19 protein-coding genes are annotated in these 25,782 nt (G+C 62.7%); 11 read left to right on the forward strand and 8 right to left on the reverse strand.

What is annotated here, in order from left to right:
* The first annotated feature begins 63 nt into the window (after nucleotides 1-63).
* Nucleotides 64-2,106, forward strand: coding sequence for a DNA helicase RecQ (gene recQ / locus QF092_RS11290; protein WP_281463999.1), 2,043 nt, complete (start codon nucleotides 64-66; stop codon nucleotides 2,104-2,106).
* 32 nt (nucleotides 2,107-2,138) lie between these two features.
* Nucleotides 2,139-2,927, forward strand: coding sequence for a peroxide stress protein YaaA (gene yaaA, locus QF092_RS11295; protein WP_281464000.1), 789 nt, complete (start codon nucleotides 2,139-2,141; stop codon nucleotides 2,925-2,927).
* On the opposite strand, the gene QF092_RS11300 is transcribed toward yaaA, so the two are convergent.
* On the reverse strand, nucleotides 2,924-5,389 hold the full coding sequence (locus QF092_RS11300) for a hybrid sensor histidine kinase/response regulator (protein ID WP_474198320.1): 2,466 nt from the start codon (nucleotides 5,387-5,389) through the stop codon (nucleotides 2,924-2,926). The two genes, yaaA and QF092_RS11300, sit on opposite strands and share 4 nt — an antisense overlap.
* A gap of 234 nt (nucleotides 5,390-5,623) precedes the next feature.
* Between QF092_RS11300 and QF092_RS11305 the strand changes: the two genes are divergently transcribed.
* The 3 genes from QF092_RS11305 to QF092_RS11315 all read left to right on the forward strand — a co-directional run bounded on the left by QF092_RS11305 (nucleotide 5,624) and on the right by QF092_RS11315 (nucleotide 13,969).
* Complete coding sequence (locus QF092_RS11305; protein ID WP_281464002.1) at nucleotides 5,624-11,029, forward strand: alpha-2-macroglobulin family protein; 5,406 nt, start codon at nucleotides 5,624-5,626, stop codon at nucleotides 11,027-11,029.
* Nucleotides 11,026-13,068, forward strand: coding sequence for a penicillin-binding protein 1C (gene pbpC / locus QF092_RS11310; RefSeq protein ID WP_281464003.1), 2,043 nt, complete (start codon nucleotides 11,026-11,028; stop codon nucleotides 13,066-13,068). Before QF092_RS11305 ends, pbpC begins: the two co-directional genes overlap by 4 nt.
* Nucleotides 13,069-13,306: 238 nt before the next feature.
* Nucleotides 13,307-13,969 (forward strand): response regulator, encoded by a 663-nt coding sequence (locus QF092_RS11315; RefSeq protein WP_281464004.1) that lies wholly within the window; start codon nucleotides 13,307-13,309, stop codon nucleotides 13,967-13,969.
* A gap of 33 nt (nucleotides 13,970-14,002) precedes the next feature.
* Here the strand turns inward: QF092_RS11315 and QF092_RS11320 are convergent, their stop codons facing one another.
* Nucleotides 14,003-14,476 carry a response regulator gene (locus tag QF092_RS11320; protein ID WP_281464005.1) on the reverse strand — a complete coding sequence of 158 codons (474 nt, stop codon included), beginning with the start codon at nucleotides 14,474-14,476 and terminating at the stop codon, nucleotides 14,003-14,005.
* Between the two features lie 238 nt (nucleotides 14,477-14,714).
* A complete protein-coding gene (gene bktB, locus QF092_RS11325; RefSeq protein WP_281464006.1) occupies nucleotides 14,715-15,875 on the reverse strand; it encodes a beta-ketothiolase BktB in 1,161 nt (386 codons plus the stop codon).
* 178 nt (nucleotides 15,876-16,053) lie between these two features.
* Between bktB and QF092_RS11330 the strand changes: the two genes are divergently transcribed.
* Both QF092_RS11330 and QF092_RS11335 read left to right on the forward strand, forming a co-directional pair.
* Nucleotides 16,054-17,169 carry an MFS transporter gene (locus tag QF092_RS11330; RefSeq protein WP_281464007.1) on the forward strand — a complete coding sequence of 372 codons (1,116 nt, stop codon included), beginning with the start codon at nucleotides 16,054-16,056 and terminating at the stop codon, nucleotides 17,167-17,169.
* Nucleotides 17,170-17,215: 46 nt separating this feature from the next.
* Entirely contained in the window at nucleotides 17,216-17,422 is a 207-nt protein-coding gene (locus QF092_RS11335; RefSeq protein WP_281464008.1) for a hypothetical protein, read from the forward strand.
* On the opposite strand, the gene QF092_RS11340 is transcribed toward QF092_RS11335, so the two are convergent.
* From QF092_RS11340 to QF092_RS11350, 3 genes are all read right to left on the reverse strand, one after another.
* The gene (locus tag QF092_RS11340; protein ID WP_281464009.1) at nucleotides 17,413-18,147 is read right to left on the reverse strand and encodes a metallophosphoesterase; all 735 of its coding nucleotides are present in this window, start codon (nucleotides 18,145-18,147) and stop codon (nucleotides 17,413-17,415) included. The genes QF092_RS11335 and QF092_RS11340 overlap by 10 nt on opposite strands.
* A gap of 154 nt (nucleotides 18,148-18,301) precedes the next feature.
* Nucleotides 18,302-19,897, reverse strand: a complete 1,596-nt coding sequence (gene serA, locus QF092_RS11345) for a phosphoglycerate dehydrogenase (RefSeq protein ID WP_281464010.1) — start codon at nucleotides 19,895-19,897, stop codon at nucleotides 18,302-18,304.
* A gap of 64 nt (nucleotides 19,898-19,961) precedes the next feature.
* Nucleotides 19,962-21,119: a phosphoserine transaminase gene (locus QF092_RS11350; RefSeq protein ID WP_281464011.1), complete on the reverse strand. Its 1,158-nt coding sequence runs from the start codon at nucleotides 21,117-21,119 to the stop codon at nucleotides 19,962-19,964.
* A gap of 150 nt (nucleotides 21,120-21,269) precedes the next feature.
* Here QF092_RS11350 and serB point away from each other — a divergent pair, with 150 nt between their 5' ends.
* Complete coding sequence (serB, locus tag QF092_RS11355) at nucleotides 21,270-22,151, forward strand: phosphoserine phosphatase SerB (protein ID WP_281464012.1); 882 nt, start codon at nucleotides 21,270-21,272, stop codon at nucleotides 22,149-22,151.
* Nucleotides 22,152-22,346: 195 nt separating this feature from the next.
* Here serB and QF092_RS11360 read toward each other — a convergent pair whose 3' ends face one another.
* Nucleotides 22,347-23,027 carry a COG3904 family protein gene (locus tag QF092_RS11360; protein ID WP_281464013.1) on the reverse strand — a complete coding sequence of 227 codons (681 nt, stop codon included), beginning with the start codon at nucleotides 23,025-23,027 and terminating at the stop codon, nucleotides 22,347-22,349.
* A gap of 112 nt (nucleotides 23,028-23,139) precedes the next feature.
* Between QF092_RS11360 and QF092_RS11365 the strand changes: the two genes are divergently transcribed.
* Nucleotides 23,140-23,904, forward strand: a complete 765-nt coding sequence (locus QF092_RS11365; RefSeq protein WP_281469946.1) for a TSUP family transporter — start codon at nucleotides 23,140-23,142, stop codon at nucleotides 23,902-23,904.
* Nucleotides 23,905-24,031: 127 nt separating this feature from the next.
* On the opposite strand, the gene zapE is transcribed toward QF092_RS11365, so the two are convergent.
* The gene (zapE, locus tag QF092_RS11370; RefSeq protein WP_281464014.1) at nucleotides 24,032-25,111 is read right to left on the reverse strand and encodes a cell division protein ZapE; all 1,080 of its coding nucleotides are present in this window, start codon (nucleotides 25,109-25,111) and stop codon (nucleotides 24,032-24,034) included.
* 181 nt (nucleotides 25,112-25,292) lie between these two features.
* Here zapE and QF092_RS11375 point away from each other — a divergent pair, with 181 nt between their 5' ends.
* Nucleotides 25,293-25,472 carry a hypothetical protein gene (locus QF092_RS11375; protein WP_281464015.1) on the forward strand — a complete coding sequence of 60 codons (180 nt, stop codon included), beginning with the start codon at nucleotides 25,293-25,295 and terminating at the stop codon, nucleotides 25,470-25,472.
* Between the two features lie 98 nt (nucleotides 25,473-25,570).
* On the forward strand, nucleotides 25,571-25,762 hold the full coding sequence (locus QF092_RS11380; protein WP_281464016.1) for a hypothetical protein: 192 nt from the start codon (nucleotides 25,571-25,573) through the stop codon (nucleotides 25,760-25,762).
* The last annotated feature ends 20 nt before the right edge of the window (nucleotides 25,763-25,782 follow it).

Genomic DNA, 25,782 nt, shown 5'->3' on the forward strand with positions numbered 1-25,782 from the left:
TTCCTAAACCAAGCTGCGGCAGGCTTGCCCTGCGCCGCCCCTGATTCAGGCCCTTTGCCATCCATGACCGATCCCGAAACGCTTTTGCGGTCCGTCTTCGGCTTTACCGGCTTTCGACCCGGACAGGCCGAGATCGTGGAGGCGGTCACAGAGGGGCGCAACACGTTGGCCATCATGCCAACGGGAGGCGGAAAATCACTTTGTTTTCAACTTCCTGCGCTGTGCCGGGAAGGCGTGACTGTGGTCATTTCGCCCCTTATCGCGCTGATGCGGGATCAGGTCCGGGCTTTACGCGCGGCGGGAGTGGAGGCCGGGGCACTTACCTCTGGCAATACGGAAGGTGAGACGGAAGAGGTATTCACGGCGCTGGATCAGGGTAGGCTGAAGCTTTTGTATATTGCGCCGGAAAGGTTGGCATCGGCGGCGACGCTGCCCATGCTGCGACGGATCGGGACGCGGCTGATTGCGGTCGATGAGGCGCATTGCGTTAGCCAATGGGGCCATGATTTCCGCCCAGATTACTTGCGGATCGGCGAGGTGCGACGGGCCTTGGGGGTGCCACTGGCGGCCTTTACCGCCACGGCAGATGAAGAGACGCGGGGCGAAATCGTCACGCGGCTGTTTGACGGGGTGGCCCCTGCGACCTTCCTGCGGGGCTTTGATCGGCCGAACATCCATCTGGCCTTTGCGGTTAAGGACAATCCGCGTCAGCAGGTCCTTCGCTTTGCCGCCGCGCGGAAGGGTCAGTCGGGCATCGTCTATTGCGCGACGCGGGCAAAGACCGAAACTTTGGCGCAGGCCCTGGGTGAGGCGGGGCATCTGGCCTGTTTTTATCACGGCGGGATGGACCCTGAAGCGCGACGACAGGTCGAAGCGCGGTTTCAGCGCGAGGATGGGCTGATCGTGGTCGCGACGATTGCCTTCGGGATGGGCATCGACAAGCCGGATATCCGCTGGGTGGCCCATGCCGACCTGCCAAAGTCGATCGAGGGCTATTATCAAGAGATCGGGCGCGCGGGCCGCGATGGAGCAGCGGCAGAAACGATGACGCTTTACGGTCCGGACGACATCCGGTTGCGGCGATCACAGATTGACGAAGGACTGGCGCCACCAGATCGGAAAGCGGCGGACCATGCGCGGCTGAATGCGCTGCTGGGGCTGGCCGAGGCGGTGGGATGCCGTCGGCAGGTTTTGCTGGGATATTTTGGCGAGGCGGCGGGGCCATGCGGGAATTGCGACATCTGCGACCGTCCAGCCGTGGTGTTTGATGCGACAGAGGCCGTTCGTAAGGCGCTGTCGGCGATCCTGCGGACGGGGGAATGGTTCGGGTCGGGGCATCTGATCGATATCCTGACGGGGCAGGCGACCGAGAAGGTGCGCGAGCGGGGGCATGACAAGCTGCCCACCTTTGCCGTGGGACGCGAATTGACCAGGGCTGCATGGGGGGCGGTGTTCCGCCAGATGATGGGCCGCGATCTTGTGCGGCCCGACCCGGAACGGCATGGTGCCTTGCGCATGACGGATGCGGCGCGGCCAATCCTGCGGGGGGAGGCGTCGATCACCCTACGGAAGGATACGGTCGATGCGGCGCGGCCGATGGTGGCGGTGAAGGCGCTGGTATCGGATGAGGATGCACCGCTGTTGTCAGCGCTGAAGGCCAAGCGGCGAGCTTTGGCCGAGGCGGCGGGGGTTCCGGCATATGTGATATTTGCCGACCGGACCCTCATCGAGATGGCCGAGCGGCGGCCCGCTACGATGGATGCGATGGCGGGGATTACAGGTGTGGGGGCGAAAAAGCTTGAAAGCTATGGCGCGGCGTTTCTTGAGGTGATCTGCGGCGCGGCACAGGTTCTTCATCCGCAACGAATGCGGCTGGCGGGGCGCGAGGCGGGACCGGTCTTTGATCGGCTGGCCGATGTGCAGGTGGCTTTGTCACGGGGCGAGGACGGGACGGGGAAATATCTGTCGGTGACGCATTCCACCTTGCGGCAGATCGCGGAGCGGCGGCCATCAACGCTGGCGGAATTGCAGCGGATCCAAGGGATGGGCGAACAGAAGGTGGAACGGTTCGGCGAAGCCTTCCTTACGGTCTTGCGCGAGGCGTGACGGAGCCTATTTCCGGTGTGAAGGAGACTGCAATGCTGTGCGTTATTTCCCCTGCAAAACGACTCGATGAGACGCGGCGAGATCTGCCCGGTGACCTTGTGCCGACAGAGCCCATGTTCGCCTCTGACGCGGCGAAACTGGCGCGCATTGCGCGGGGACTTTCGGTGGGCGAGTTGCGGGCGCTGATGGGAATTTCGGAGCCTTTGGCCAAGCTGAACGCCGAACGGTTCCGGGCTTTTCAGGCGAAGCCGGCGGCAGAGGTTCTGAAACCCGCCGCATTCTGCTTTGACGGCGATACCTATGCGGGGCTGGAAGCAAAGACGCTGGACGAGGATGCACTGCGTTGGGCGCAAGGGCGGTTGCGGATATTGTCGGGTCTTTACGGGCTGTTGCGGCCCTTGGACCTTATCCAGCCCTATCGGTTGGAGATGGGCAGCAGGTTGACCAATCCGAAGGGGTCAGACCTTTACGCCTTTTGGGGCGGGCGGATCGCAAAGGCGTTGAACAAGACGGCGGAAGAGGTCGGGACGGATACCCTTGTGAACTGCGCATCGCAGGAATACTTTGGGGCGGTGGATGCTAAGTCTTTGAAATTGCAGGTCATCACGCCGGTCTTCCTCGAAGGGACGGGCGAAGGAGCGAAGGTTGTGTCCTTCTTCGCCAAGAAGGCCCGGGGGGCGATGGCGCGGTTTATTGCGGAGCATCGGTTGAGGAACCCGGATGATCTGCGCAGTTTTGACACCGGGGGATATGCCCTTGATTCAAGGGCAAGCGGCGACGGTAGGCTGGTGTTTCGCCGCGATGTGGCGGCCGTTGCTTAGGCCGCGCTGGCGCGCGCTTCGGTGAAGGCAGTAAACCGGGTAAGCACGTCAAGGATCGCCGAGCGGCGGAGCGGTTTGGTCAAATGGTGGTCCATGCCAGCAGCGCGGATGCGGTGGCTGTCTTCTTCCATCGCATGGGCGGTCAAGGCGATGATGGGGACATGGGCGCGACCTGCCTCCGCCTCACGTATGCTGCGGGCGGCGGCGCAGCCGTCCATTATCGGCATAGAGATATCCATGAAGATCAAATCTGGATGGAAGCTACGCCACATATCGACCGCCTGACGCCCATCTTCTGCAAAGCGCAGGTCGAAGTTCAGATCGCGCAGCATCTTTGCAAGAACAAGCTGGTTCGTCCGGTTGTCTTCGGCGGCGAGGATGCGCAGCTGGCGTGGCGGAGCGGGTTCTGCTGTGGGCGACGGCAGGGACATGCCAGAGATACGCATCAATCCGGCAAAGAGATCGGCCCGCAGCACGGGCTTGGCCAGCACGGCCTGTGCAAGGCCCTGTTCCACCGCCGCTTCGGCCCTTGCAATCGCATCGGGCGCGGCCATGAGAAGGGCCGGGGCTGCATGCCCCTGTGCCCTCAGGTCGCGCAGAAGGGATAGGCCATCCTCTGCCCCAGGATCGGCGTCGATCAGAAGAAGATCGGATGCATCGTCCGGCGGGGATCCAAAGCCCGGACGGTGGTGACGCACGGCGATGCCCAGTTGGTGCAGTTGCCGTTCAAGGATTGCCCTGTTCACTGGATGCGCTTCCGCAAGAAGTACATGATGCAATGCGGTTGGAAGGCAGGGGGGGGCCGTCGCTTCGGCCACCGGAAGTGCAAGGGCGAAGCCGAAACATGACCCTTCGCCGGGTTCGGATTCGACCCAGAGATTGCCCTGCATCCGTTCGATCAAGCGGCGCGTGATGGCAAGGCCCAGACCCGTGCCCTGATAGCGCCTGTCCTCGGCACTTTCGACCTGATTGAATTCGCCGAAGATGTGATCGACATGTTCCGCCGCGATGCCGATCCCGGTATCTTCGACCGTGACGTGAAGGCGGGCGCTGTCTGCACCTTCGAGGCTGCCCACCACGCGGACAAGGACATGACCGGTTTCGGTGAACTTCACCGCGTTGCCCATCAGATTCGTCAGCACCTGTCTGAGGCGACCGGCATCGCCGACAAGGCGGGTGGGAAGGAACATGTCATAGTCGACCAGAAGGTCTATCCCCTTGGCGCGGGCCTGTGGCTGCAAAAGGATTGCGGTTTCGTGGATGAGGCGTTCCAGATCGAAGGGCGCGTTGCGCAGGGCTATTCGTCCCGCCTCGATCTTGGACCAGTCGAGAATGTCGTTGATGATGGCAAGAAGCGCCTCGCCCGATGAGCGGATGGTTTCGGCAAAAAGTCGTTGATCTTCGGTCAGATCGGTTGCGCAGAGAAGTTCGGCCATACCCACGACGCCGTTCATTGGGGTGCGTATCTCATGGCTCATATTGGCCAGGAAGGCGGATTTCGCGACGCTGGCGGATTCCGCCGCAAGACGGGCGGCGCGGAGGGTCTGTTCCACCTCTCTCTCGGCCGTGATGTCGCGACGCAGGCCCACGCGACCGCCGTCTGGCGTGGGTCGGTCCTGTGCCCGCAGCCAGCGACCATCGGCGAGGTGCGTTTCGACATGGCCAGAGGCCGCACGAAAATCGGCGAGGCGTTCTTGCGTCCATTCCTCTTCCCGCCCGACAGCATCGGGGAAGCGGCCTGCAGCAACGCTGGTGCGGAGGATATCTTCGAAGCGGATGCCGGGTTCGATGGTAAGCGTCTCGGTCGCGTAAAGATCACGGTACGTCTGGTTGCAAAGAGCAAGGCGATCGTCGCGGTCAAAGATGACGAAACCGTCGGGGATCGCCTCAATCGCGGCACGCAGGCGCATTTCGGCGGTGATGTCGATGGCAAGGCACACCCGATCGCCGTCGCGGGCGAGCCTATCTTCAAGGCGCAACCACGTACCGGATTGCAAGGCAATTTCTACCGGTGGGATCGGGTCGGTGGCGATACGATCCTGCATGGCGGTGACCCAGTCTTCGGCTGGCTGGTCGAGCCGCAGGAGGGGGGCAAGGGCAGAAAGCAGGTCCGGATAGGACGTCCCAGGAAGAAGGGTGGAGGGCGCAAAAGGGAACAGAAAGGCGCGATTGGCCATGACGAGACGGTTTTCGGTATCGAATACAGCAAAGCCATCTCGGATTGTGTCGATAGAGGTGCGCAGGCGGCGTTCGGCCATGACGGCAGCGGTATGAGCGCGGTCAAGATCCCCAAGATAACGCTGGTTCTGCCCCTTGAGCCGGGCCGCTTCGGACCGGGCGGCGTGAGCGGATTGGCGTTCTTCGACCATCTGTTCGGACAAAGCACGCGCCTGAAGGGCGAGTTTTTCCTGCGCGGCGGCCAATTCGCGCATCTTCCATTCTAGCGTGCGTTCCGCAGCCAGCCGCGCACGCCGTTCACGGGCAAGGCGATCCGCAAGCGAGAGGGAAGCGGCGGTGGGGGGGCAGGCGTCATGACAATCCGACTCAAGCTCAGCGCAGCGTGGTTTCACCTTGCCGCCTTTCGGTGAACCATGGGTTAACGCCTGCGCCGGAAATGCAAATTGGACGACTCATTGCGCCAAGGCGGGCAGCCGTGCCAGCATTGGGCAAGAACCTCCGTACTGTGTGGTGAGATCATGCGCTTTCTTTCCGTTTCCCTTGCCTTTGCCTTGCTGCTCGTGCCGATCGCGGCATCAGCGCAGGAGTTGGTGCCGCAGAAGCGCGCCGTCCTTTCGCAGGATATTGACCTTCCGGGAGGGGATATCGGGTCAGCCTTTGACACGACTTTGGAGGCCTGTGAACGCGCCTGTCTGGCGGGGGCAGCTTGTGAGGCCTTTACCTTCAATAGCCGGAATGGAAGCTGTTTCCTGAAGGCCGGGCCGGGGGAAGGTGTGGCCTATGGCGGCGCGTTTTCGGGTCTGGTGCGGGCGGCAGCGGCTGGCAGTGCCGAGCGAGCGCGGACACGGCAGGGCGAAATCGGCTTTGTGCAGGATTGGGAATTCGGTGCGGTGACCGCGCAGGCGGTTGCGCTGGGGCGCGAGCACGTGACCGGGCCTTGGACAGCGTCGGAATGGATAGCGACCGCGCAGAATGCCGAAATGGCAGGCGATTACGCGGGTGCTGCGCGGAGCATGGGGGCCGCAGTCAACATCACGGACGCGGCGGGGGATTGGGCGGAATATGCACGATTGCTGCTGGCGGCGGGCGATGCGGAAGGGCCGGATCAGCAGGCTTTGCGCGAGCGGTCCTATCAGGCGGCGGTGAATGCCTATCTACGGGCAGAAGGCGCGGCAGAGCGACATACCATCCTTGTCACCATGGGCATGGCGCTGGAGCGGTTGGGGCGCGGATCGGATACTGTGAAGGCGCTCCGTCTGGCGCAATCGCTGCAAACCCGCGATGACACGGCGGCCTATCTGGCGCAGGCAGCGGGGCAATACGGGTTCCGCATCGTGGAGAACCGGGTGGAGAGTGACAGTGCACGGCCCCGTATCTGTGCGACCTTTTCCGAGGATCTGGTGGCGAAGGGTGTGGATTACGCAACCTTCGTGCAATTGGATGAACCGGGCCTGACGGTTTCTGCTCAGTTCCGCGACATCTGCGTTGAGGGGCTGGTCCATGGCCAGCGCGCGACCGTGACCTTTCGCGAAGGGCTGCCTGCTGCCGATGGGCAGGTGCTGATGGGATCGGTGGATATCACGCAGTATATCCGCGACCGTAGCCCCGGCGTGCGCTTCCCGGGGCGGGCCTATGTTCTGCCCAAAGCGGGCGAGCCTGCGCTGCCTGTCGAGACGGTGAATACGGAGGCGCTGGAACTGATCCTCTATCGCGTTACGGATCGGAACCTGATCAGGGCCTTCCAGAACGGATACCTGTCTGCGCCGATGGCAGAGTGGCAGGAATATGACTTCACTTCCCAGACGGGGACAGAGGTCTGGCGCGGCACCGCCGAAGTTAGCTTGGACGTGAACCGTGACGTGACCACGCGGCTGCCGATGGCCGAGGCTTTGGCCGGGCAAGGGGCGGGGGTCTATGCGCTGCGTGCGTCGGTCCCCGGCAAACCGTCGTGGCAGGTTCCGGCGGGATGGCAGTGGTTCACGGTGTCTGACCTTGGGCTGACAACGCTTTCGGGCGTGGATGGGTTACATGTCTTTGTTCGGTCTTTGGGTTCGGCCGAGGCGAAGGCAGGGATCGCTGTCGAGCTTTTGTCGAATGGGAATGAAGTTCTGGGCCGCACCCAGACGGATGCGCAGGGTTATGCCCGGTTCGATGCAGGGCTGACCAAGGGGACGGGGGCGGCCGCGCCCGCGATGGTGGTGGCGCGCGAGGGGGAGGCGGATGTGGCTTTCCTGTCGCTGACCGATCCGGAATTCGATCTGTCGGATCGCGGCGTGGAGGGGCGCGAGGCTGCACCTCCAGTAAATGTGTTCCTGGCGACGGATCGGGGGGCCTATCGCGCGGGCGAGACGGTCTTTGCGACGGCCTTGGCGCGCGACAGTGGGGCGGCAGCGATCGAGGGACTGCCGCTGACGGTGGTGGTGAAACGGCCTGACGGGGTGGAACATGCGCGACAGGTGGTGAATGACTGGAGCGGCGGCTACGTGATTTCGCAGCCGATCCTTGCCTCTGCCCAGCGCGGCGTTTGGCGAATGGAGATACTTGCCGAGGCGGATGCCCCACCCCTGACGGCGACAACCTTTCTTGTAGAGGATTTCCTGCCGGAGAGGATCGATTTCGACGTGATGCTGCCAGAAGGGTTGCGCCCCGGCGAGGTGGCAGAACTGGGCGTAACGGCGCGTTATCTTTTCGGAGCGCCGGGGGCAGATTTGGCAGTTGAAGGTGAGGTGCTGTTGCGTGCGGCAACGGGCTTGCCGGGATGGGAGGGCTATCGCTTTGGCCCGCATGACACGCCCTTTAGTGCCGTGATGCAGGGGTTCGATCCTGCGCGGACGGATGCGGCGGGACTGGCCAGTGTGACAGTTGCCCTTCCCGATGTGGGCGATCCGGGCGTTCCGCTGGAGGCGCGGGTGGCTGTGCGGGTAGCCGAGGGATCGGGCCGTCCTGTCGAGCGCGTGACGACGGTGCCCTTGGCGGCGAATGGGCCGATGATCGGTGTGAAGCCGATGTTCGATGGGGTTGTGGCCGAGAATGCCGAGGCGCGCTTCACGCTGGCGGGCGTGGACGCGGATGGGGCGGCCACGCCGATGGCGACCCGGTGGGAGTTGGTGCGGATCGAGACGACCTATCAGTGGTATCAAAGCTTTGGCAATTGGATGTGGCAGCCCGTTACGAGGCGGGAACGGGTCGCCGAGGGCGAGGTGGCGCTATCTGACCCGGTCGAGATTGCCGCGCCTGTTACATGGGGTGAATATGTGCTGACCGTGACGCAAGAAGGCGGCGCGGCGGTGACCTCTGTTCCGTTCAACGCGGGCTGGTTCGCGGCGGCGGATGCCGCATCAACGCCGGATACTCTGGAGCTGTCTTTGGACAAGGCGGCCTATGCGGCGGGTGATGTGGCCAAGCTGCGGCTGGTGCCACGTTTCGCGGGCAAGGCGGTGGTGATGGTCCTGTCAAACCGTCTGGTCGCCATGCAGGCTGTGACTGTCGCCGAGGGCGAGAATGTGATCGACCTGCCCGTGACGGATGAATGGGGCACGGGCGTCTATGTGACGGCACAGGTTTTGCGGCCCATGGATGTGGCGGCGGGACGAAACCCTGCGCGGGCGCTGGGTCTGGCCCATGCTGGGGTCGATCCGGGGGCACGGGCCCTGCGCGCGACGGTGGAGGTTGCGCCCGAGGCCGATCCGCGCGGGGTGTTGCCCGTAGCGGTGAAAGTCGATGGGTTGGCTGCGGGCGAGGCGGCCTATGTCACCATCGTGGCGGTGGATCAGGGTATCTTGAACCTGACGGCTTATAAGGCCCCCGATCCACAGGGGCATTACTTTGGCCAAAGAAAGCTAGGCGTTGGCATCCGCGATATCTATGGCCGTCTGATCGACGGGCTGAACGGGGCCGAGGGCGTGGTGCGATCCGGCGGCGATGCGGGTGCGCAGGCACGGTTGCAAGCACCGCCCCCGACAGAAGAGCTGGTGGCCTATTTCACTGGGCCGGTTGAAGTTGGCGCGGATGGCTACGCGCGGGCGGAGTTCACGTTGCCCGCCTTTAACGGCACGGTGAAGGTGATGGCGGTCGCCTGGTCCAAGACTGGGGTCGGGCAGGCGAGTGCGGACGTGCTGGTGCGCGATCCTGTGGTGGTGACGGCCTCCTTGCCGCGCTTCATGGCACCGGGGGATGAGGCCCGGGTTCTGCTGGAGATTGTGCATGCGACGGGGCCATTTGGAACGATGGGCCTTTCGGTCGAAGGGCGGGGTGTGGAGGTGGGCGATGTGCCTGCGACCATCGATCTCGCCGAAAAGGGCAAGCAGGTGGTGGCCGTGCCGCTGGTGGCAGGATCCGAGGGCGTGCACGAGGTGGCAGTGATCCTGACCACACCGGATGGGAAGGTGTTGGAAAAGCTGCTTTCCCTGCCTGTCCTACGGAATGACCCGGAAGTGGTACGGGTGTCGCGGTTCGATCTTGCCTCGGGGCAGACCTTCCAGTTCGACGATGCGGTGCTGGCGGGATATCTGCCGGGCGCGCGGGCAACGCTGGCCATCGGGCCTTTGGCGCGGCTGAATGCGCCAGGGCTTTTGGCGGCACTGGACCGGTATCCCTATGGCTGCACGGAACAGATGACGTCTAAGGCGATGCCGCTGCTTTATTTCGACGAGGTGGCGCAGGCCATGTCGCTGCCCTGGGCCGAGAATGTGCAAGGCCGGGTGCAAGAGGCAGTGGCCGAGATCCTGACCAATCAAGGGGCAGAAGGCGGCTTTGGCCTTTGGGGGCCGGGGTCGGGCGATCTGTGGCTGGATGCCTATGTGACCGACTTCCTGTCGCGGGCCAAGGCACGCGGGTTTGACGTGCCGGACCCGGCCTTCCGCATGGCACTGGACAATCTGCGCAATCAGGTGAATTTCGCCGCCGATTTCGATTATGGCGGCGAGGCGCTGGCCTATGCCTTGATGGTGCTGGCGCGCGAAGGGGCGGCGGCGATTGGCGATCTGCGCTATTATGCCGATGTGAAGGGCGATGCCTTTGCAACGCCGACAGCGATGGCGCAACTTGGCGCGGCGCTGGCGGCCTATGGCGAACAAACGCGGGCGGATGCGATGTTCGCGCGGGCGGGCGCGGCGCTGGACGCTGCGTCCTTGGAGACCGAACAACTGTTCCGCGCGGATTTCGGAACCTCCTACCGGGATGCGGCGGCGGTTTTGACGCTGGCGGTTGAAGCGGGGTCGAATGCCGTGGACCGCGAGGCGTTGACGGACCGGATCGCCACCTCGGGCGTTTTGTCCACGCAGGAAAGCACATGGGCCCTTTTGGCGGCGAATGCCTTGATCGAACGACCCGAAGTTTCGGGGGTGACGATCAACGGGCAGCCTGCGGATGGCCCCCTGGTGCAGATGCGGGCCTTGGGGGCCGCGCCTGTGGCGGTGGCGAATAGCGCGGCGGATACGACACTGACCGTGACGACCTTTGGCGTGCCCGAGGGGGACGAGGCGGCATCCGGCAACGGCTATGCGATTTCGCGCAGCTATTTCACGATGGACGGCACGCCGATGGATGCATCACAGGTGGCCGTGGGCACGCGGATGATCGCCGTGCTGGAAGTGACGCCCTTTGCACGTGGCGAGGCGCGGCTGATGGTGGCCGATCCTTTGCCCGCTGGGTTCGAGATCGACAACCCGAACCTGATGACGGCGGGTGCAGTGCCCGCGCTGGAAGGCTTGGGGCTGACGAATTTCGTGACCCACGCTGAATATCGGCAGGACCGTTTCCTTGCCGCCGTTGACCGAATGGACAATGCGCCTTTCCGTCTTGCCTATGTGGTGCGGGCAGTTTCACCGGGTTTGTTCCGGCATCCGGCGGCATCGGTCGAGGATATGTATCGCCCGGATTTCCGCGCGGTGGGTGAAACGGGCCGGGTCAGCGTGACGGAGTGATCCGCGCGCGCGCCATCTTTGCGCTTGCCACCGTGTTGTGGCTGGCCGCTATGGCGCGCGATGGTGTGGATGACTGGGTGGCGGCAACGGTCTTGCCGCCCCTTGTTCCCGAAACATCGGTCCTTATCGAGGATCGCGAAGGCGACCTTCTACGCGCCTATACGGTGGCTGATGGGCGTTGGCGACTGGCCGTGTCACCCGATGCGGTGGATCCTTTGTTCACCGAAATGTTGATCGCCTATGAGGATGGGCGGTTCCGTGACCATTCCGGCGTGGACCCCATCGCCTTGCTGCGCGCATTGGCGCAGGCGGTGTGGAATGGCGGGGTGGTGTCGGGCGGATCAACCCTGACGATGCAGGTCGCGCGACTGCTGGAGGAAAGCGGGACTGGACGGATCGAGGGCAAGATCCGGCAGATGCGGGTGGCGCTGGCGTTAGAGCGACGGCTGACGAAGGGTGAAATCCTTGGGCTTTATCTACTTTTGGCCCCTTATGGCGGGAACATCGAAGGCGTGAGGGCGGCGGCTTTGGCCTATTTCGGGAAAGAGCCTTGGCGGTTGACCCCCGCCGAAGCGGCGCTGCTGGTGGCAATCCCGCAAAGCCCGGAGAGCCGAAGGCCGGATCGGCATCCGGCAGCAGCGGCGGACGCGCGGGCGCGGGTTCTGGCGCGGGCGGTGGCGAAGGGGATCGTTGCGGAAGAGCATGCCGAGGCAGCCGAGCGGGAGGTTGTGCCCGTGGCGCGTCGGGCGGTGCCAGCCATTGCCCCGCATCTGGCGGACCGGGCGCGGCGGGATGCGCCACTGATGCAGGTGCATAGGCTGACCATCGACCGGGGGCTGCAAGTCGCGCTGGAACAATTGGCAGCTGAGACGGTGCAGCATCAGGGCGACAGGTTGCAGGTCGCCATGGTGGTTGCCGATCATGCCACGGGGGAAATCCTTGCGTCGGTCGGGTCGGCGGCGTTTCGGGCCGATGCGCGGCAAGGTTTCGTCGATATGACCCAGGCGCTACGGTCGCCGGGATCGACGTTGAAACCCCTGGTCTATGCCTTGGCCTTCGACGATGGCTTGGCGCATCCCGAAACGATGATCGAAGATCGCCCAGTGCGGTTTGGCACTTATGCGCCGCAGAATTTCGACCGAATTTATCGCGGGACGGTGCGGGTGCGGGGGGCTTTGCAGATGTCGCTGAACATCCCTGTCGTAGCCTTGACCGAGGCGATGGGGCCCGCACGCCTGTTGGTGGCGATGGACAAGGCTGGGATGGAGTATCGGCTGCCCGACGGCCAACCGGGATTGGCCGTTGCCCTTGGCGGGATAGGGGTCAGTTTGCAGGATATGGTGCAGCTTTACGCGGCCTTGGCGCGGGGGGGCGTTGCGCTGCCTTTGCGCTGGCGCGTGGATGGGGAAACGGAGGAAGGCGCGCGGGTCGTTTCCAGATCGGCAGCGTGGCAGGTGGGCGACATTCTGGCGGGATTGGCCCCACCGCCCGGCGCACCTGCGAACCGTTTGGCCTATAAGACCGGGACAAGCTATGGTCACCGCGATGCTTGGGCCATCGGGTTTGATGGGGGGCATGTCGTTGGCATCTGGCTGGGGCGCGCGGATGGCACGCCCGTCCCGGGGGCCTTTGGTGCAGACCTTGCTGCGCCGGTTTTGTTTCAAGCCTTTGCCCGGTTGAAACCCCGATTGGATGCGCAGCCCCCGGCCCCACCGGAAACGTTGCTTGTCGCGAATGCACAACTGCCGCGGCCCTTGCAAAAGTTTCGGTCGCGGGCGGCTGCCCTTGCCGTCGCGGCGGATGTACCGCGTGTCGCCTTTCCACCTGACGGGGCCGAGGTAGAGCCCTTGCCGGACGGCATCATGGTACGGGTGGAGGGTGGAACGGCCCCCTTCACATGGTTGGCCGATGGGGCGCCGATGGTGACTGCAGAACGTGCGAGAGAGATTGTTCTGCCTTTGACCGCGGCAGGGTTCCTGACCTTGTCAGTGATTGATGCCGAAGGCCGTTCGGCACGCACGCGCGTGAGGCTGCGTTAACGTTAACTAATCTTAAGTATGTTAAATTTCCGATTGGTATGTCATAAAAGATCACTTCGATATTTTTCCCGGCGTAGGTCTTTATGCGGTGTACGAATGAGAACCGAGTGTGGACTTGGGATCAATTGACCCCAACCATTGTGCGATAAATCATTAAGAGAAGGGCTGTATTCGCGACCAAGGAAGAATTCCTTCGTCGCGACGGCGGGGTATGCCCTGCGAAAGAAGGAGATTCGTAATGCAAATGGACGCAACCGGCAGCGTGACACCTAAGGTCACGGGCAGCAAGCAGCGCCTTTTGCTTGCTGATGACCATGAGATGATCCTCGAGGTCTTTGCGATGTTCCTTGCGAATGCATCCAGTTTCGATGTTGTCACAGCGCGGACCTTTGAAGAAGCGGCCGCTCGTATGCAAAAGGATGGTCCATTCGACATCACCTTGTTGGATTGGAACATGCCGGGGATGCATGGGATCGTCGGCTTGAAACGGGCCATCCAATTGTCCGAAGGTCGCCCCGTGGGGATCATCACCGGGGAACCCAGCCCAAAGATCGTCGACGAGGCCGTGGCAGCCGGGGTGGCAGGGATCATCCTGAAATCGTCAGGCGTGCGGTCTTTGGTGAATGCCTTGAACATGATCGCATCGGGCGAACGTTATTTGCCGTTCGACCTTTTGGTGCGCCGCAACGACCCCGAAGCGAATGCCGGGGATGACCTGACGCCCAAGGAATTGCTGATCCTGCGCGAGATTGCAAAGGGCAAGCGGAACAAGGAAATTTGCGCCGACCTGCGGCTGGCCCTGCCGACGGTGAAGATGCATGTCTCGTCACTGTGCCGGAAGTTGGGGGCGAAGAACCGCCTGCACGCAACCGTCCTGGCCCGCGACCTCGGTCTGATCTAAAGCTGGATCAGGCCCAAGTCGCGGCGCGCCAGATTAGACTGTCTGCGGCTGGACAGCAGCACCCGAAATTCCACGGATCAGGCTTCGATCATCGGAGCGGGGGAAGTACAGTTCGCCTTCCATGATGCTGTTCAACGCGGCGAGGATATCTTTAGCAGGCTGCGATTTCAGGATCAGGCCAACTGCGCCGGAACAGAAGATCGAGGATTGGCGCGTGCTGGAAGTGCCGCCCGTCAGGATGACAACACGACCGTTTGCATTGGCGCGGACGATGTCCTGAATGGCTGTCGGGCTATCCATGCCCGGCATGTTCAGGTCAAGCAGGACGATATCGAATCCGCCTTCGGCATGGATCGCAGCCCGTGCCTCTAGCCCGTCACGGGCGAGGCTGACGCGATAGTCCCCTGTCATTTCGAGAAGATGGGAAAAGGCCTCGGCGACAAGGAAATGATCGTCGGCAATCAACAAAGAATACTGGCAATGGGGGTCCGTGGCAGTGCGGGCCATAATACAAACTCCAGTTCTGATTAAACGTTCAGAGAATGTGGCAAGAAAACGGCGCGATCACATCTGCCTTCATGGCCTAGGGAAAAAACTTTGCGGGGTGCAGCACCGGAAGGTATCTGCCCACCTACGCGAAAGCGTAGGAAGTTGCCGAAATGTTTCCTGTTCTCTTGGCGTGGGAGCCTTTAGAAAAACGCCGATCAAGTGCCAAGGATGGCTTTGAACAAGCGGCGAATGGTCGTCAGACCCTTTCGATTCCCACAGCGATTCCCTGCCCGCCGCCGATGCACATGGTCAAAAGGGCCGTGCCTTTGCCGGTGCGTTCCAGCGCATGCAATGCCTTGACGGCTAGGATTGCACCGGTTGCGCCGACGGGGTGGCCCAGCGCGATAGCCCCGCCGGATGGGTTCACCTTGGCGGGGTCAAGGTTAAGGGCGCGCGATACGGCAAGTGCCTGTGCGGCAAACGCTTCGTTGCTTTCGACAAGGTCGAAATCCTGCGGGCGCATGCCGAGTTTCGCACAAAGCGCCTGTGTGGCAGGGATGGGGCCAAGGCCCATCACGCGCGGGTCAACGCCGGCGATGGCATAGCCCATGATGCGCGCGCGCGCGCCGTCGCGTTTGCCTTTCGACAGGATCAAAGCAGCGGCCCCGTCATTGATGCCAGAGGCATTGCCTGCGGTGACGCTGCCATCTTTCTGGAAGACGGGTTTCAGGGCGGCGAGCGCCTCGGCCGAGGTGGCCTTGGGATGTTCGTCGCGGTCGAAGGTAACAAGGCCTTTGCGAGAGGCGATTTCGACGGGGATGATTTCGGCGGTGAAATGCCCCTCGGCGAGGGCGCGGGCGGCGCGGGTCTGGCTTTCCAGAGCGAAGGCATCCTGATCGGAACGGCTTATGTCATGTTGGGCGGCAACATTTTCCGCCGTCACCCCCATATGCCCGGTCCCGAAGGGGCAGGTAAGCGCGCCTGTCATCATGTCGATGGCGCGGGTATCGCCCATCTTGGTGCCAAAGCGGGCAGCGGGCAGAGTATGGGGCGAGCGGGACATGCATTCAGCCCCGCCGACGAGGGCAAGATCGGCATCACCAAGCATGAGCGATTGCGCGCCCGACACGATGGCCTGAAGCCCCGAGCCGCAGAGGCGATTGACGTTCATGGCGGGCGTGCCTTCGGGCACACCTGCCTGCATGGCCGCGACGCGCGACAGATACATGTCGCGCGGTTCGGTATTGATAACATGACCAAAGATCGTGGTGCCGATCGTTGCGGGGTCGATCCCGGCGCGGGCAATAGCGGCCTTGGCGGCGGTGGTGGCAAGGTCGATGGGGGCCACGCCTGCCAGCGATCCGCCAAAGGTGCCGATGGCAGTGCGTGCGCCGGAAAGGATGTAGATGTCGGTCATGTGCGCCCCCTGCCCTTTGGATTCCGCAACGGTGGTGGTCCGATGCTACGCCAAACATGGCATGCCTTGCGCGCCAATGCAGCGATGACGTCGCGTTGTGGCGACCATGTCGCAGGCGTGATTGACAGATGCACTGGGGCAAGGGACATCTGCGCGGTCATTTCCTTGCGAGATTGTCTTGACCTCCCTTATCCGCACCCATGCTGCGCTGCTTTTTGCAGGAATTTTCACATTTGCGCTGATGGGGGCCGGGCAGGCGCTTTATGGGCCTGCCCTTCCCGCCTTTGCGCGCGAATTTGACCTGACGGTCGCGCAGGCCGGATGGCTGATTTCGGCGCTGTGGATCGGGTCGGCGGCAGGCGTCGCGCTGATGTTCTTTCGCGGGCGGGATGTGACGCCACGCCATGCGCTGGCGGTAATGGTGATCGGATCGGCCCTTATCGCAAGTGGGATCGGATGGTGGACCACTCTGGCTGGATCGGTGATCTTCGGCACGGGATATGGGATTTCGACGGTGGTCTTTAATCCGCGCGTGTTGCGGGCCTTTGGGGCGAAAGGGCCATCGATGGTCAGCCTTTTGAACGCGATGTTCGCGGTGGGGGCGATTGCCGCCCCTTTGGCTTTTGTGGCCATCGGGTCAAACCCGCATCTGGCCTTTGCCGCCGTATCGGTGATTGCAGCGGTGATCTGGCTGGCAGCGGGCACGTCGGGACGGACCGAGGAAAGCGCGTCTTTGTCAGCGTCGAAACCCTATCGGTTCCGTGCGGGCCTGCTGTGTTTCGGGGTGGTCTGCATCGGGGTGGAGGCCTGCCTGATCGGGCTTGGCCCCACGGCCCTAATCGCCACGGGGGCGACAGAGGAGGCGGCGGCGCGGGCGCTTTCGGGGTTTTTCGTGGCCTTCCTCATCGCGCGGACGGCATTGGTCTTTGTGGCGCATCTGGTGCCACCCTTTGCCATCTATGCCGGCGCCATGACGGGGGCAGCGGCCTGCGCTATCGGGGCGGCGCTGTTTTCTGCGGTGCCCTTTTTCATCACCATGGGGGCCTTTGCGGGGCTGTTCTTTCCGGGCTTTTTCGTGACGGCGTCGCGCGTGATGGGGGATGATCCGCGCGTCACGCCAACGATCATCGCGGCGGGGCTTGTGGGGGGGATTTCTTCGCCCGTTGTCCTTGGCTGGCTGCTGGAAGGGATGGGAGATCGCGGGTTTTTCCAGATCATCGCCGGGCTGACCGTGTTGACGGCGCTGGTCGCGCTGCTGCTCTTGCGACGGGTGAGCGCAGAGGCGCGAGGGTAATCGTTGCCAACTCGTCTTTGCGGGGCGGCGGTCTATCTTGATGGGCATGAGCAAATACGGACCCACGCGCGGCGAACATCTGTTCCGCCTTGTCTTTTCGATCTTCGGCCTTGGCTGCATCGGCGTGCTATTCGCCGTGCGCGGCGTGCCGAATGGGCCGGGGCTGGTAGAGGTGGTGGGGATCGCTGCGGCGTTCTTCGTCGGAACCGCAGTGCTATCGGCGCGCGCGCTGCTGAGGCGCGATCAGGGCTGAAGCGGTTCACGGCCCCGGTCAGTCAGCAGCCAGACATCACGGTCTTCGATCACCACAGCGGTGAGGGGGCCACCATAGGCAGCCGAGCTGTCGATGTTCAGGCGGTTGCCGTAATGCGTCGCGCGGTCGAGCGCGGTATGGCCGTGCACGACAAGGAAGCCGTGATCGCGCATGTCTTCAAGAAAACCGCTGCGGATCCAGACGAGATCGGTTTCATGCTGGGCCTGCATGGGAATGCCGGGACGGATGCCTGCATGGACAAAGACGCAATCGCCGCGTTGGTGCCAAGTGGGACGAGCGTCCAGAAAGGCGCGGTGGGATTGGGGCACCGCCTCGATGGCCTCTTGATGGACAGGGGTCAGCGGGCGATCAGCGGCGTTCCTTACGCCATAAGAGGCAAGGGTTGCCGCCCCACCGATCCGAGGATGCAACCATGACAATTCTGTGCGCAGGCCTTCCTCAGGTTCGAAAGGGTCGCGCAGAAAGCGGGTGAACATGCGGTCATGGTTTCCCTTGAGCGTGATCCAGTTTTCGCCTCGCGCTGTGCCGGTGGCAAGGTGGTCGACCACACCGCGGCATTCCGGGCCGCGATCGACATAGTCGCCCAAATGGATGACGGGCGCGTCATGGTCGCCGGTCTGGCGGCGGTCTTCAGCGATCAGGTCATGGGCGTGAAGGAGCAGGTCAAGATGGCCGTGAATATCGCCTATGGCGTAGCTGCGCATCGTTCCTGCCCGTCGGTTTAAGAGGAAAGCCCCAGGGTTTCACGCCCCGGAGCCGGAATTTCTAGCGCCGATGGCGGACCATCGGCGTCCCTTGTGGGATATTTTCGGACAGAAAATGAAGCAAGGCGTTGCGCTGCATTTTCTGTCCTTTGGTTCAGGCCACTTCGAATTCCAGTGGCTTGACCTGCTGGAACATCCCGGTGGATTCAAGCGTTTCCACAACTTTGGGGTCAATCGCCTGATCAAGATACAGGATGGCAATGGCATCCTGACCCACGCCGGACCGACCCAAGGTAAAGTTCGCGATGTTGACGTTGTTCTTGCCCATGGTCATGCCCAGAAGGCCGATGATGCCCGGCACGTCTTCGTTCGTGGTATAAAGCATGTGGCGGCCGATTTCGGCGTCGATGTTGATGCCCTTGATCTGGATGAAACGCGGCTTGCCATCGCTGAAGCAGGTGCCCGCAACAGACCGTTCGCGTTTATCAGTGACCATGGTCACCTTGATATAGGCATCGAAGACACCCGTCTTTTCCTGCCGGGTGGTAGAGATTTGGATGCCACGTTCCTTGGCCACCACGGGGGCGGAGACGAGGTTCACATCGGGGTTATGGGCCTTGAGCACCCCCGCGATCACCGATTGGTTCAGCGCGGCAAGGTTCATGTCGGCAACGGCACCATCATAGAGGATGTTGATGGCCTTGATCGGTTCGTCCGTCATCTGACCGATGAAGGCCCCCAGATGCAGGGCAAGCTTTACCCATGGGCCCATGACGGTGGCCTCTTCCGCCGTGACATTGGGCATGTTGAGGGCGTTCTGCACCGCGCCCGTCAGCAGGTAGTCGGACATCTGTTCGGCCACTTGCAGGGCGACATTCTCCTGCGCCTCGGTCGTGGAGGCGCCGAGATGGGGGGTACACACGACGTTGGGGTGGTTGAAAAGGACGTTTTCGGTGGCGGGTTCCACCTCGAACACATCAAGCGCCGCGGCGGCAACATGGCCTGCATCCAGCGCGTCTTTCAGCGCCGCCTCGTCGATCAGGCCACCACGGGCGCAGTTGATGATGCGGACGCCCTTCTTCGTCTTGGCAAGGTTCTCGCGCGACAGGATGTTGCGGGTCTTGTCGGTAAGGGGAACATGCAGGGTGATGAAATCAGCGCGGGCAAGAAGGTCGTCGAGGTCGACCTTGGTCACGCCGAGCTGTTTCGCGCGTTCTTCGGACAGGAAAGGGTCATAGGCCACGACCTTCATCTTCAGACCGACGGCGCGGTCACAGACGATGCCGCCGATATTGCCTGCACCGATCACACCGAGGGTCTTGTTAAACAGCTCCACCCCCATGAATTTCGACTTCTCCCATTTGCCGGCATGGGTGGAGGCGTTCGCCTCGGGGATTTGGCGGGCGATGGAGAACATCATCGCGATGGCATGTTCGGCAGTGGTGATGGAATTGCCGAAGGGCGTGTTCATCACGATGACGCCCTTTTTCGATGCCGCCGGGATGTCGACATTGTCGACGCCGATGCCGGCGCGGCCGACGACTTTCAGGTTCGTGGCCTGCTCCAGCAACTTTTCGGTGACCTTGGTGGCCGAGCGGATGGCGAGGCCGTCATATTGGCCGATCAGTTCGGCCAGCTTTTCCTTGTCCTTGCCGAGTTTCGGCATGTAGTCCACCTCGACCCCACGGTCGCGGAAGATCTGGACGGCGGTTTCGGAAAGTTCGTCGGAAACGAGAACGCGGGGGGCCATACGGGGCTCCTGTCTTTGGGAATTGGGGGATGGGTGGGATGGGCAATAATGCCCATCCTACGGATCAGGCGGCCTGCGCCAGCGCCGCGATTTCGGCCTCGAAAGCGTGGGCGATCCACGGCATCAGGGCGGCGACATCGGCGGTTTCGACCGTCGAACCGCACCAGATGCGCAGGCCGGGGGGGGCGTCGCGATAGGCGCCGATGTCATAGGCCACACCTGCCTTTTCCAGCCGTTTTGCTATGGCCTTGGCAAAGGCCGCGCCGTCGGTGATGCGGGGATCGGTGAATTTCAGGCAGACCGATGTGGTGGAGGCGGTCGCCGGATCTTCGGCGAGGTTGGCGATCCACGGATTTGCGGCGCAGAAATCCCAGACGGTGCGGGCGTTCGCCTCGGCCCGCGCGATCAGGCCCTTGAGGCCGCCCACAGATTTCGCCCATTTGAGGGCCACAAGATAATCTTCCACCGCCAGCATGGAGGGGGTGTTGATCGTCTCACCCACGAAGATGCCGTCGATCAGTTTGCCCTTGGAAGTCAGGCGGAAAATTTTCGGCAGGGGCCATGCGGGGGTATAGGTTTCCAGACGCTCAACCGCGCGGGGCGACAGGATCAGCATGCCATGCGCACCTTCGCCACCCAGCACCTTTTGCCAAGAGAAGGTGGTGACGTCGAGCTTGTCCCAAGGCAGGTCCATCGCGAAGGCGGCAGAGGTCGCGTCGCAGATCGTAAGCCCTTGGCGGGCCGCAGGAATGGCGTCGGCGTTCGGAAGGCGGACGCCGGAGGTGGTGCCGTTCCAGGTAAAGACCAAGTCGGCGTCGAAATTGACGGTGGTCAGGTCCACGATCTGGCCATAGGGGGCCTTTTTCACGGTGGCGTCGAGTTTCAGCTGTTTCACCACATCGGTAACCCAGCCTTCGCCAAAGCTTTCCCATGCCAGCATCTCGACGGGGCGCGCACCCAGCATCGTCCACATCGCCATTTCGACGGCACCCGTATCGGAACCGGGGACGATGCCGATGCGATAGTCCGCCGGAACGCCAAGAATTTCGCGCGTAAGATCAATGGCTTCTTGCAGCTTTGCCTTGCCCACCGCGGCGCGATGCGAGCGGCCTAAGGGCGCGTCGGCGAGGTGGTTCAGGGTGAATCCGGGGATTTTGGCGCAGGGGCCAGAAGAGAAGCGCGGATTGGCCGGGCGCTTGGCCGGCGGGGTCAGGTCTGTCATGGTAGCCTTCCAGCTAAAAGCCCTTCGTTGGGGAAGGGTGTCCCGCCGATGGGGATAGCGGCAGGGCTGGGCTGGCACAAGCGGGAAAACTGCCATAAAGCGGCGGAACGTCGTGCGAAAACGACGCATCTGTTCACTATCGGAAACCTCATGTTCATCGCGACCCTGCTGACCAACCCAGAAACCCCGATCCTTGAACGTGCCACGGTAGAGGCGGTGCGCAATGCCTGGGGCGGGGGGGATGCGATCTGGCTGGAGCCGGGGGTGGCTGCGGAATTTCCCTTGGAAGCAATGCCCTTGAACCGCTGGGAGGTGTGGGAAGGGTTGCAAGGTTTGCGCGTCGATCTGGTGGTGCAGGCGGCGGAGGGGCGGCGTAAACGGGTGCTGCTGGCCGATATGGATTCAACCATGATCCAGCAGGAATGCATCGACGAATTGGCCGATGAGGCCGGGGTGGGCGCGCGGGTGGCCGAGATCACGCGGCGGGCAATGAACGGGGAGTTGGACTTTGAATCGGCGCTGCGCGAGCGGGTGGGGTTGCTGCAGGGCCTGCCCGTGGCGGTGATCGACCGGGTGATCCGGGATCGGATCACACTGATGCCGGGGGGGCCTGCCTTGGTGGCGACGATGCGGGCGAATGGGGCTTATGCGGCGCTGGTGTCGGGCGGCTTTACGGCCTTCACCGCACGGATCGCGGGGGTTTTGGGGTTTGATGAAAACCGCGCTAACCTTTTGAATTTCAATGGTGATCGTTTGGATGGGACCGTGGCGGAACCGATCCTTGGGCGGCAGGCCAAGGTGGATGCGCTGGAAGACATTACCAAAAGGTTAATGATCGCCGAGTCCGAGGTGATGGCGGTTGGCGACGGGGCGAATGATCTGGGGATGTTGAAAAGGGCGGGGGCGGGTGTGGCGCTCCATGCCAAGCCCGTTGTCGCGGCGGAATGCGATATCCGGATCAACCATGGGGATTTGACGGCGCTTTTGTTCATCCAAGGGTATCGGCGTGAGGAGTTCGTGGGCGGGGCGTAACGGCAAGGCCCCGAAAACCCGGTCCCGGGCGTGACACATGCCCCCTTTGTGAGCCCTGCAATTGGCCAAGACCGGGGGCCCCATGTCAGGCGTGGGGCGGGCTTGTCATGTTTGATGCGGCGCGCGAGAACGGTATTGGCCATCCCATCAGAGTGACGCTGTCGGGGAAATGGACAGTTAACGCAGCGGGCGCGATCAGTTGGCCGAGGGGTCAGGGGTAAGGAAACCGGCGGCCTCCATCTCGGCCCGCGAGGGATACCACATGGTACCCATGCCAAGCGAAACGATCTTGACCGCGAAATCGGCGCTGACGCCGTGATTGAGAAAATGGGTGATCAGCTTGTTCGCGTCGCGCTGGCCTTCGTCGTAAACCCATTCGGCGAAAGCGAATTCGTCGATCCAACCACTTTCGGCCTGCCAATCCTGATAGTAGCTGCGCATCGCGTCTACACCCCAACTTGAGGGATGGAGTCCGATGCGGCCACCGCGATTCATGCGGCGTTCCGTGCCCGCGACAAAGAGGATGGCACAGGCCGAGGCGCATTCCCCTGCAACTTCGGTCTTGAGGCCGTAATCGCTGATGATGGCGGCCATTTCATAGGCAGCTTCGATAAAGCCGCCATCCGAGGTGAGACGGAGGGTGTCAATCCGATCGGCATGGCGGGCAAGAAGCGCGCGCAGGGCATCGATATCTTCATAGGCTATATCGCCCACGGTATCAGCCGGGGTCAGACCAGAGGACGGATCGATAAGGGTCGTGTCGACGGCAAAATCCGTGTTGTAGATCAGACGGTTGGCATCAAGCGTGAAGCGCGTGTCAGCGTAGGCTGGCAGGGAGGCAAGCAGAAGGATGGCAAGCGCAGCTGGACGGGTCACGGGTATCCTCGGTTATGGTGCTGCGGCAGGGTAGCCTGTGCGCGTCGGGCTGCAAAGGGCCTGCGGGAACGGGGTTTACTTCGCCAGAACGGCGGCGGATGAAAGCGCCATGATCTTTGAAATCGCCACCCATCTTGCGCTGTTCCTGATCCTTGCGGCCTTTCTGGCCGGGTTTGTCGATTCCATCGCGGGGGGCGGGGGGTTGATCTCGGTGCCCGCGCTGCTGCTGGCGGGGGCGTCGCCGATTGAGGCCTTGGCGACGAACAAGTTGCAGGGCACTTTCGGGGCGGCGACGGCGACGGTCACCTATGCGCGTGCAGGGCATGTGCGGTTGCGCGAACAGCTTGGAATGGCTGTGATTTCTGCGATCGGCGGGGGGTTGGGGGCGCTTGTGGCGCATCTGATTCCGGTGGGTGTCCTGCGCGTGGTGATGCCGGTGGTTCTGGTGGCGGTCGCGCTTTTTTTCGCATTGAAACCGGGGCTTAGCGATGCGGATCGGGTGCAGCGGATGCGGCCCGCTGTGTTTGCCGTGACGGCGGTGCCTTTGATTGCAGCCTATGACGGGTTTTTTGGTCCCGGCACGGGGTCCTTTTTCATGCTGGCCTTCGTGATGTTGGCGGGGTTTGGCGTCCTGAAGGCGACGGCGCATACCAAGCTTTTGAATTTCGCCAGCAATATCGGGAGTTTGGCCGTATTCATCCCCTCTGGCGCGATGTGGTGGGCGGTCGGTCTGTGCATGGCAGCGTCCCAGGTGCTGGGCGCATCCATTGGGGCGCGACTGGCGATGCGGGTGGGGGCGCGGCTGATCAAACCGCTTTTGGTGGTGACGTCGACGGCGATGGCGGGACGGCTTTTGTGGCAGGTTTGGATGGGCTAGGTTTGTGCGGTTTTTCAGGGGCTTGGCCGATAACGACTGTGCCCTGTTTTGTGCCGCATTCTGTGCAGCAAACTGTGGGCACGCAGCGAACGGTGGACCGGCCTTATGCGCAACGCGCAGAAGGCAGTCACGCCCCCCAATCGGCCGCTTGCATTTCGCGCAAGCGGGAGGCGGTGCGTTCGAATTCGAAGGCGCCCGTGCCTTCGAGGTAGAGGCGTTCGGGTTCATCGGCGGCAGAGCAGATCAGACGCACCTTCGCCTCGTACAAGGCATCGATGAGAGTGACGAAGCGTTTCGCCTCGTTGTAGTTCGAGGCGGAAAGTTGGGGGATGTCTTCGAGGATCAGGACGCGGGCCGCCTGCGCGATGGCGAGGTAGTCGCCGGGACCGAGAGGACGGGCGCAGAGATCCCAGAAGGTGGCGCGAGCCACGCCGTTGGCAAAACGCGGCACTTCGATTGTGCGGCCATTGACCGGCAGGGTCAGGGGTGCGCCCTTGGTGCCGCCGGTGAGATCTGACCAGATGGCGTCGATCTCGCCCCGCACCTTGCCAGAGGGATGGAAATAGACCTGCGCGCCCTGCAGGCGATGTTGGCGGTAATCTGTCGGGCTTTCGAGTTCCACGACCTCAAGCCGGGCGCGGATCATGTCGATGAAGGGCAGAAAGAGCGCGCGGTTGAGGCCGTTGAGATAGAGGTCTTCGGGTGGCCTGTTGGACGTGGTGACGATCACCACACCCCCGGCGAGAAGCTTTTCGAAGAGGCGGCCCACCACCATGGCATCGGTGATATCGGTGATCTGCATTTCGTCAAAGCAGAGAAGGCGGGTGTCCTTCAGGATCGCCTCGGCCACCGGGGTGATCGGGTCTTCGACGCCTTTCTGACGGGCGGCATGCATGGCCTTTTGCGTCTCTTGCATGAAGGCGTGGAAATGCACGCGGCGTTTCTGGCGGATGTCTGTTGCCTGATGGAAAAGGTCCATCAGCATGGATTTGCCGCGCCCGACACCACCCCAGAGATAAAGCCCCTTGGGCGGCATCAGAGGCTTGGCGAATAGACCGGCAAACAGTCCGACACGACGGTCGGCATGGGTTTCCAGCCAGTGGCGGATCTGTTCGAGTTGCGGCAGCACGGCATGTTGCGCCGGATCGGCGCGCAGGCCGCCTTCGGCGGCACGGGAGTCATAAAGCTCGGTCAGGGTTTTCCGCATACCGTTGTATACCGCGCAATGCCGGATGAGGGAAGCGGCGGGATAGCACATACCATCGGATGGGCCACCGACCGATGCAAGGCGGCGATGACCTCTCGACAGGATGCAGGCTTGGGTTGGGTTGCGTATTTTACGTATAGGCCGCCAGCCTTCTGAGGCGGCTTTGTAAGGCCGGAATATCATGAGCGACGCGACCCACGGACTGCCGATTCACACGCCGGACCCAGAGTTCGGCCGCGCGTATCAGCGTCCGGGTGAAGTGATGCCGCAATTGCGGATTTCGCGTGGCTGGTGGCTGCTGCCGATGCTGGCCGGGGGCGTGGCGGGCTGGGCGATGATCCTGCGCGCGATTTTTTTCTAACTCTTCCTATTGGCGAGCCCTAAATCGCTTTCTGGTTGTGCCGTTTCGGAGAATGCGGCACGATCACCGTGCCCGCATGCAGAACGGGGCCAATCAAGATGAGCGACGCGACACATGGCTTTCCGATCCATCGCCCAGACCCGGAGTTCGGGCAGGATTATGGTCGTGCCTATGCCCTGCCGGGTGAAAGCATCCCACGGATCGGTTTGGCGCGCGGCTGGTGGCTGGTGCCGTCCTTGGCCTTTGGGCTAGCGGGATGGGGGTTCCTGATCCAAGCCCTGTTCTTCTGAGGCAGCGCTAAACCCTTCAC

Origin of the sequence: Fuscovulum ytuae (genome assembly GCF_029953595.1) — a bacterium.
In the GTDB taxonomy this organism is placed as follows: Bacteria; Pseudomonadota; Alphaproteobacteria; order Rhodobacterales; family Rhodobacteraceae; genus Paragemmobacter; species Paragemmobacter ytuae.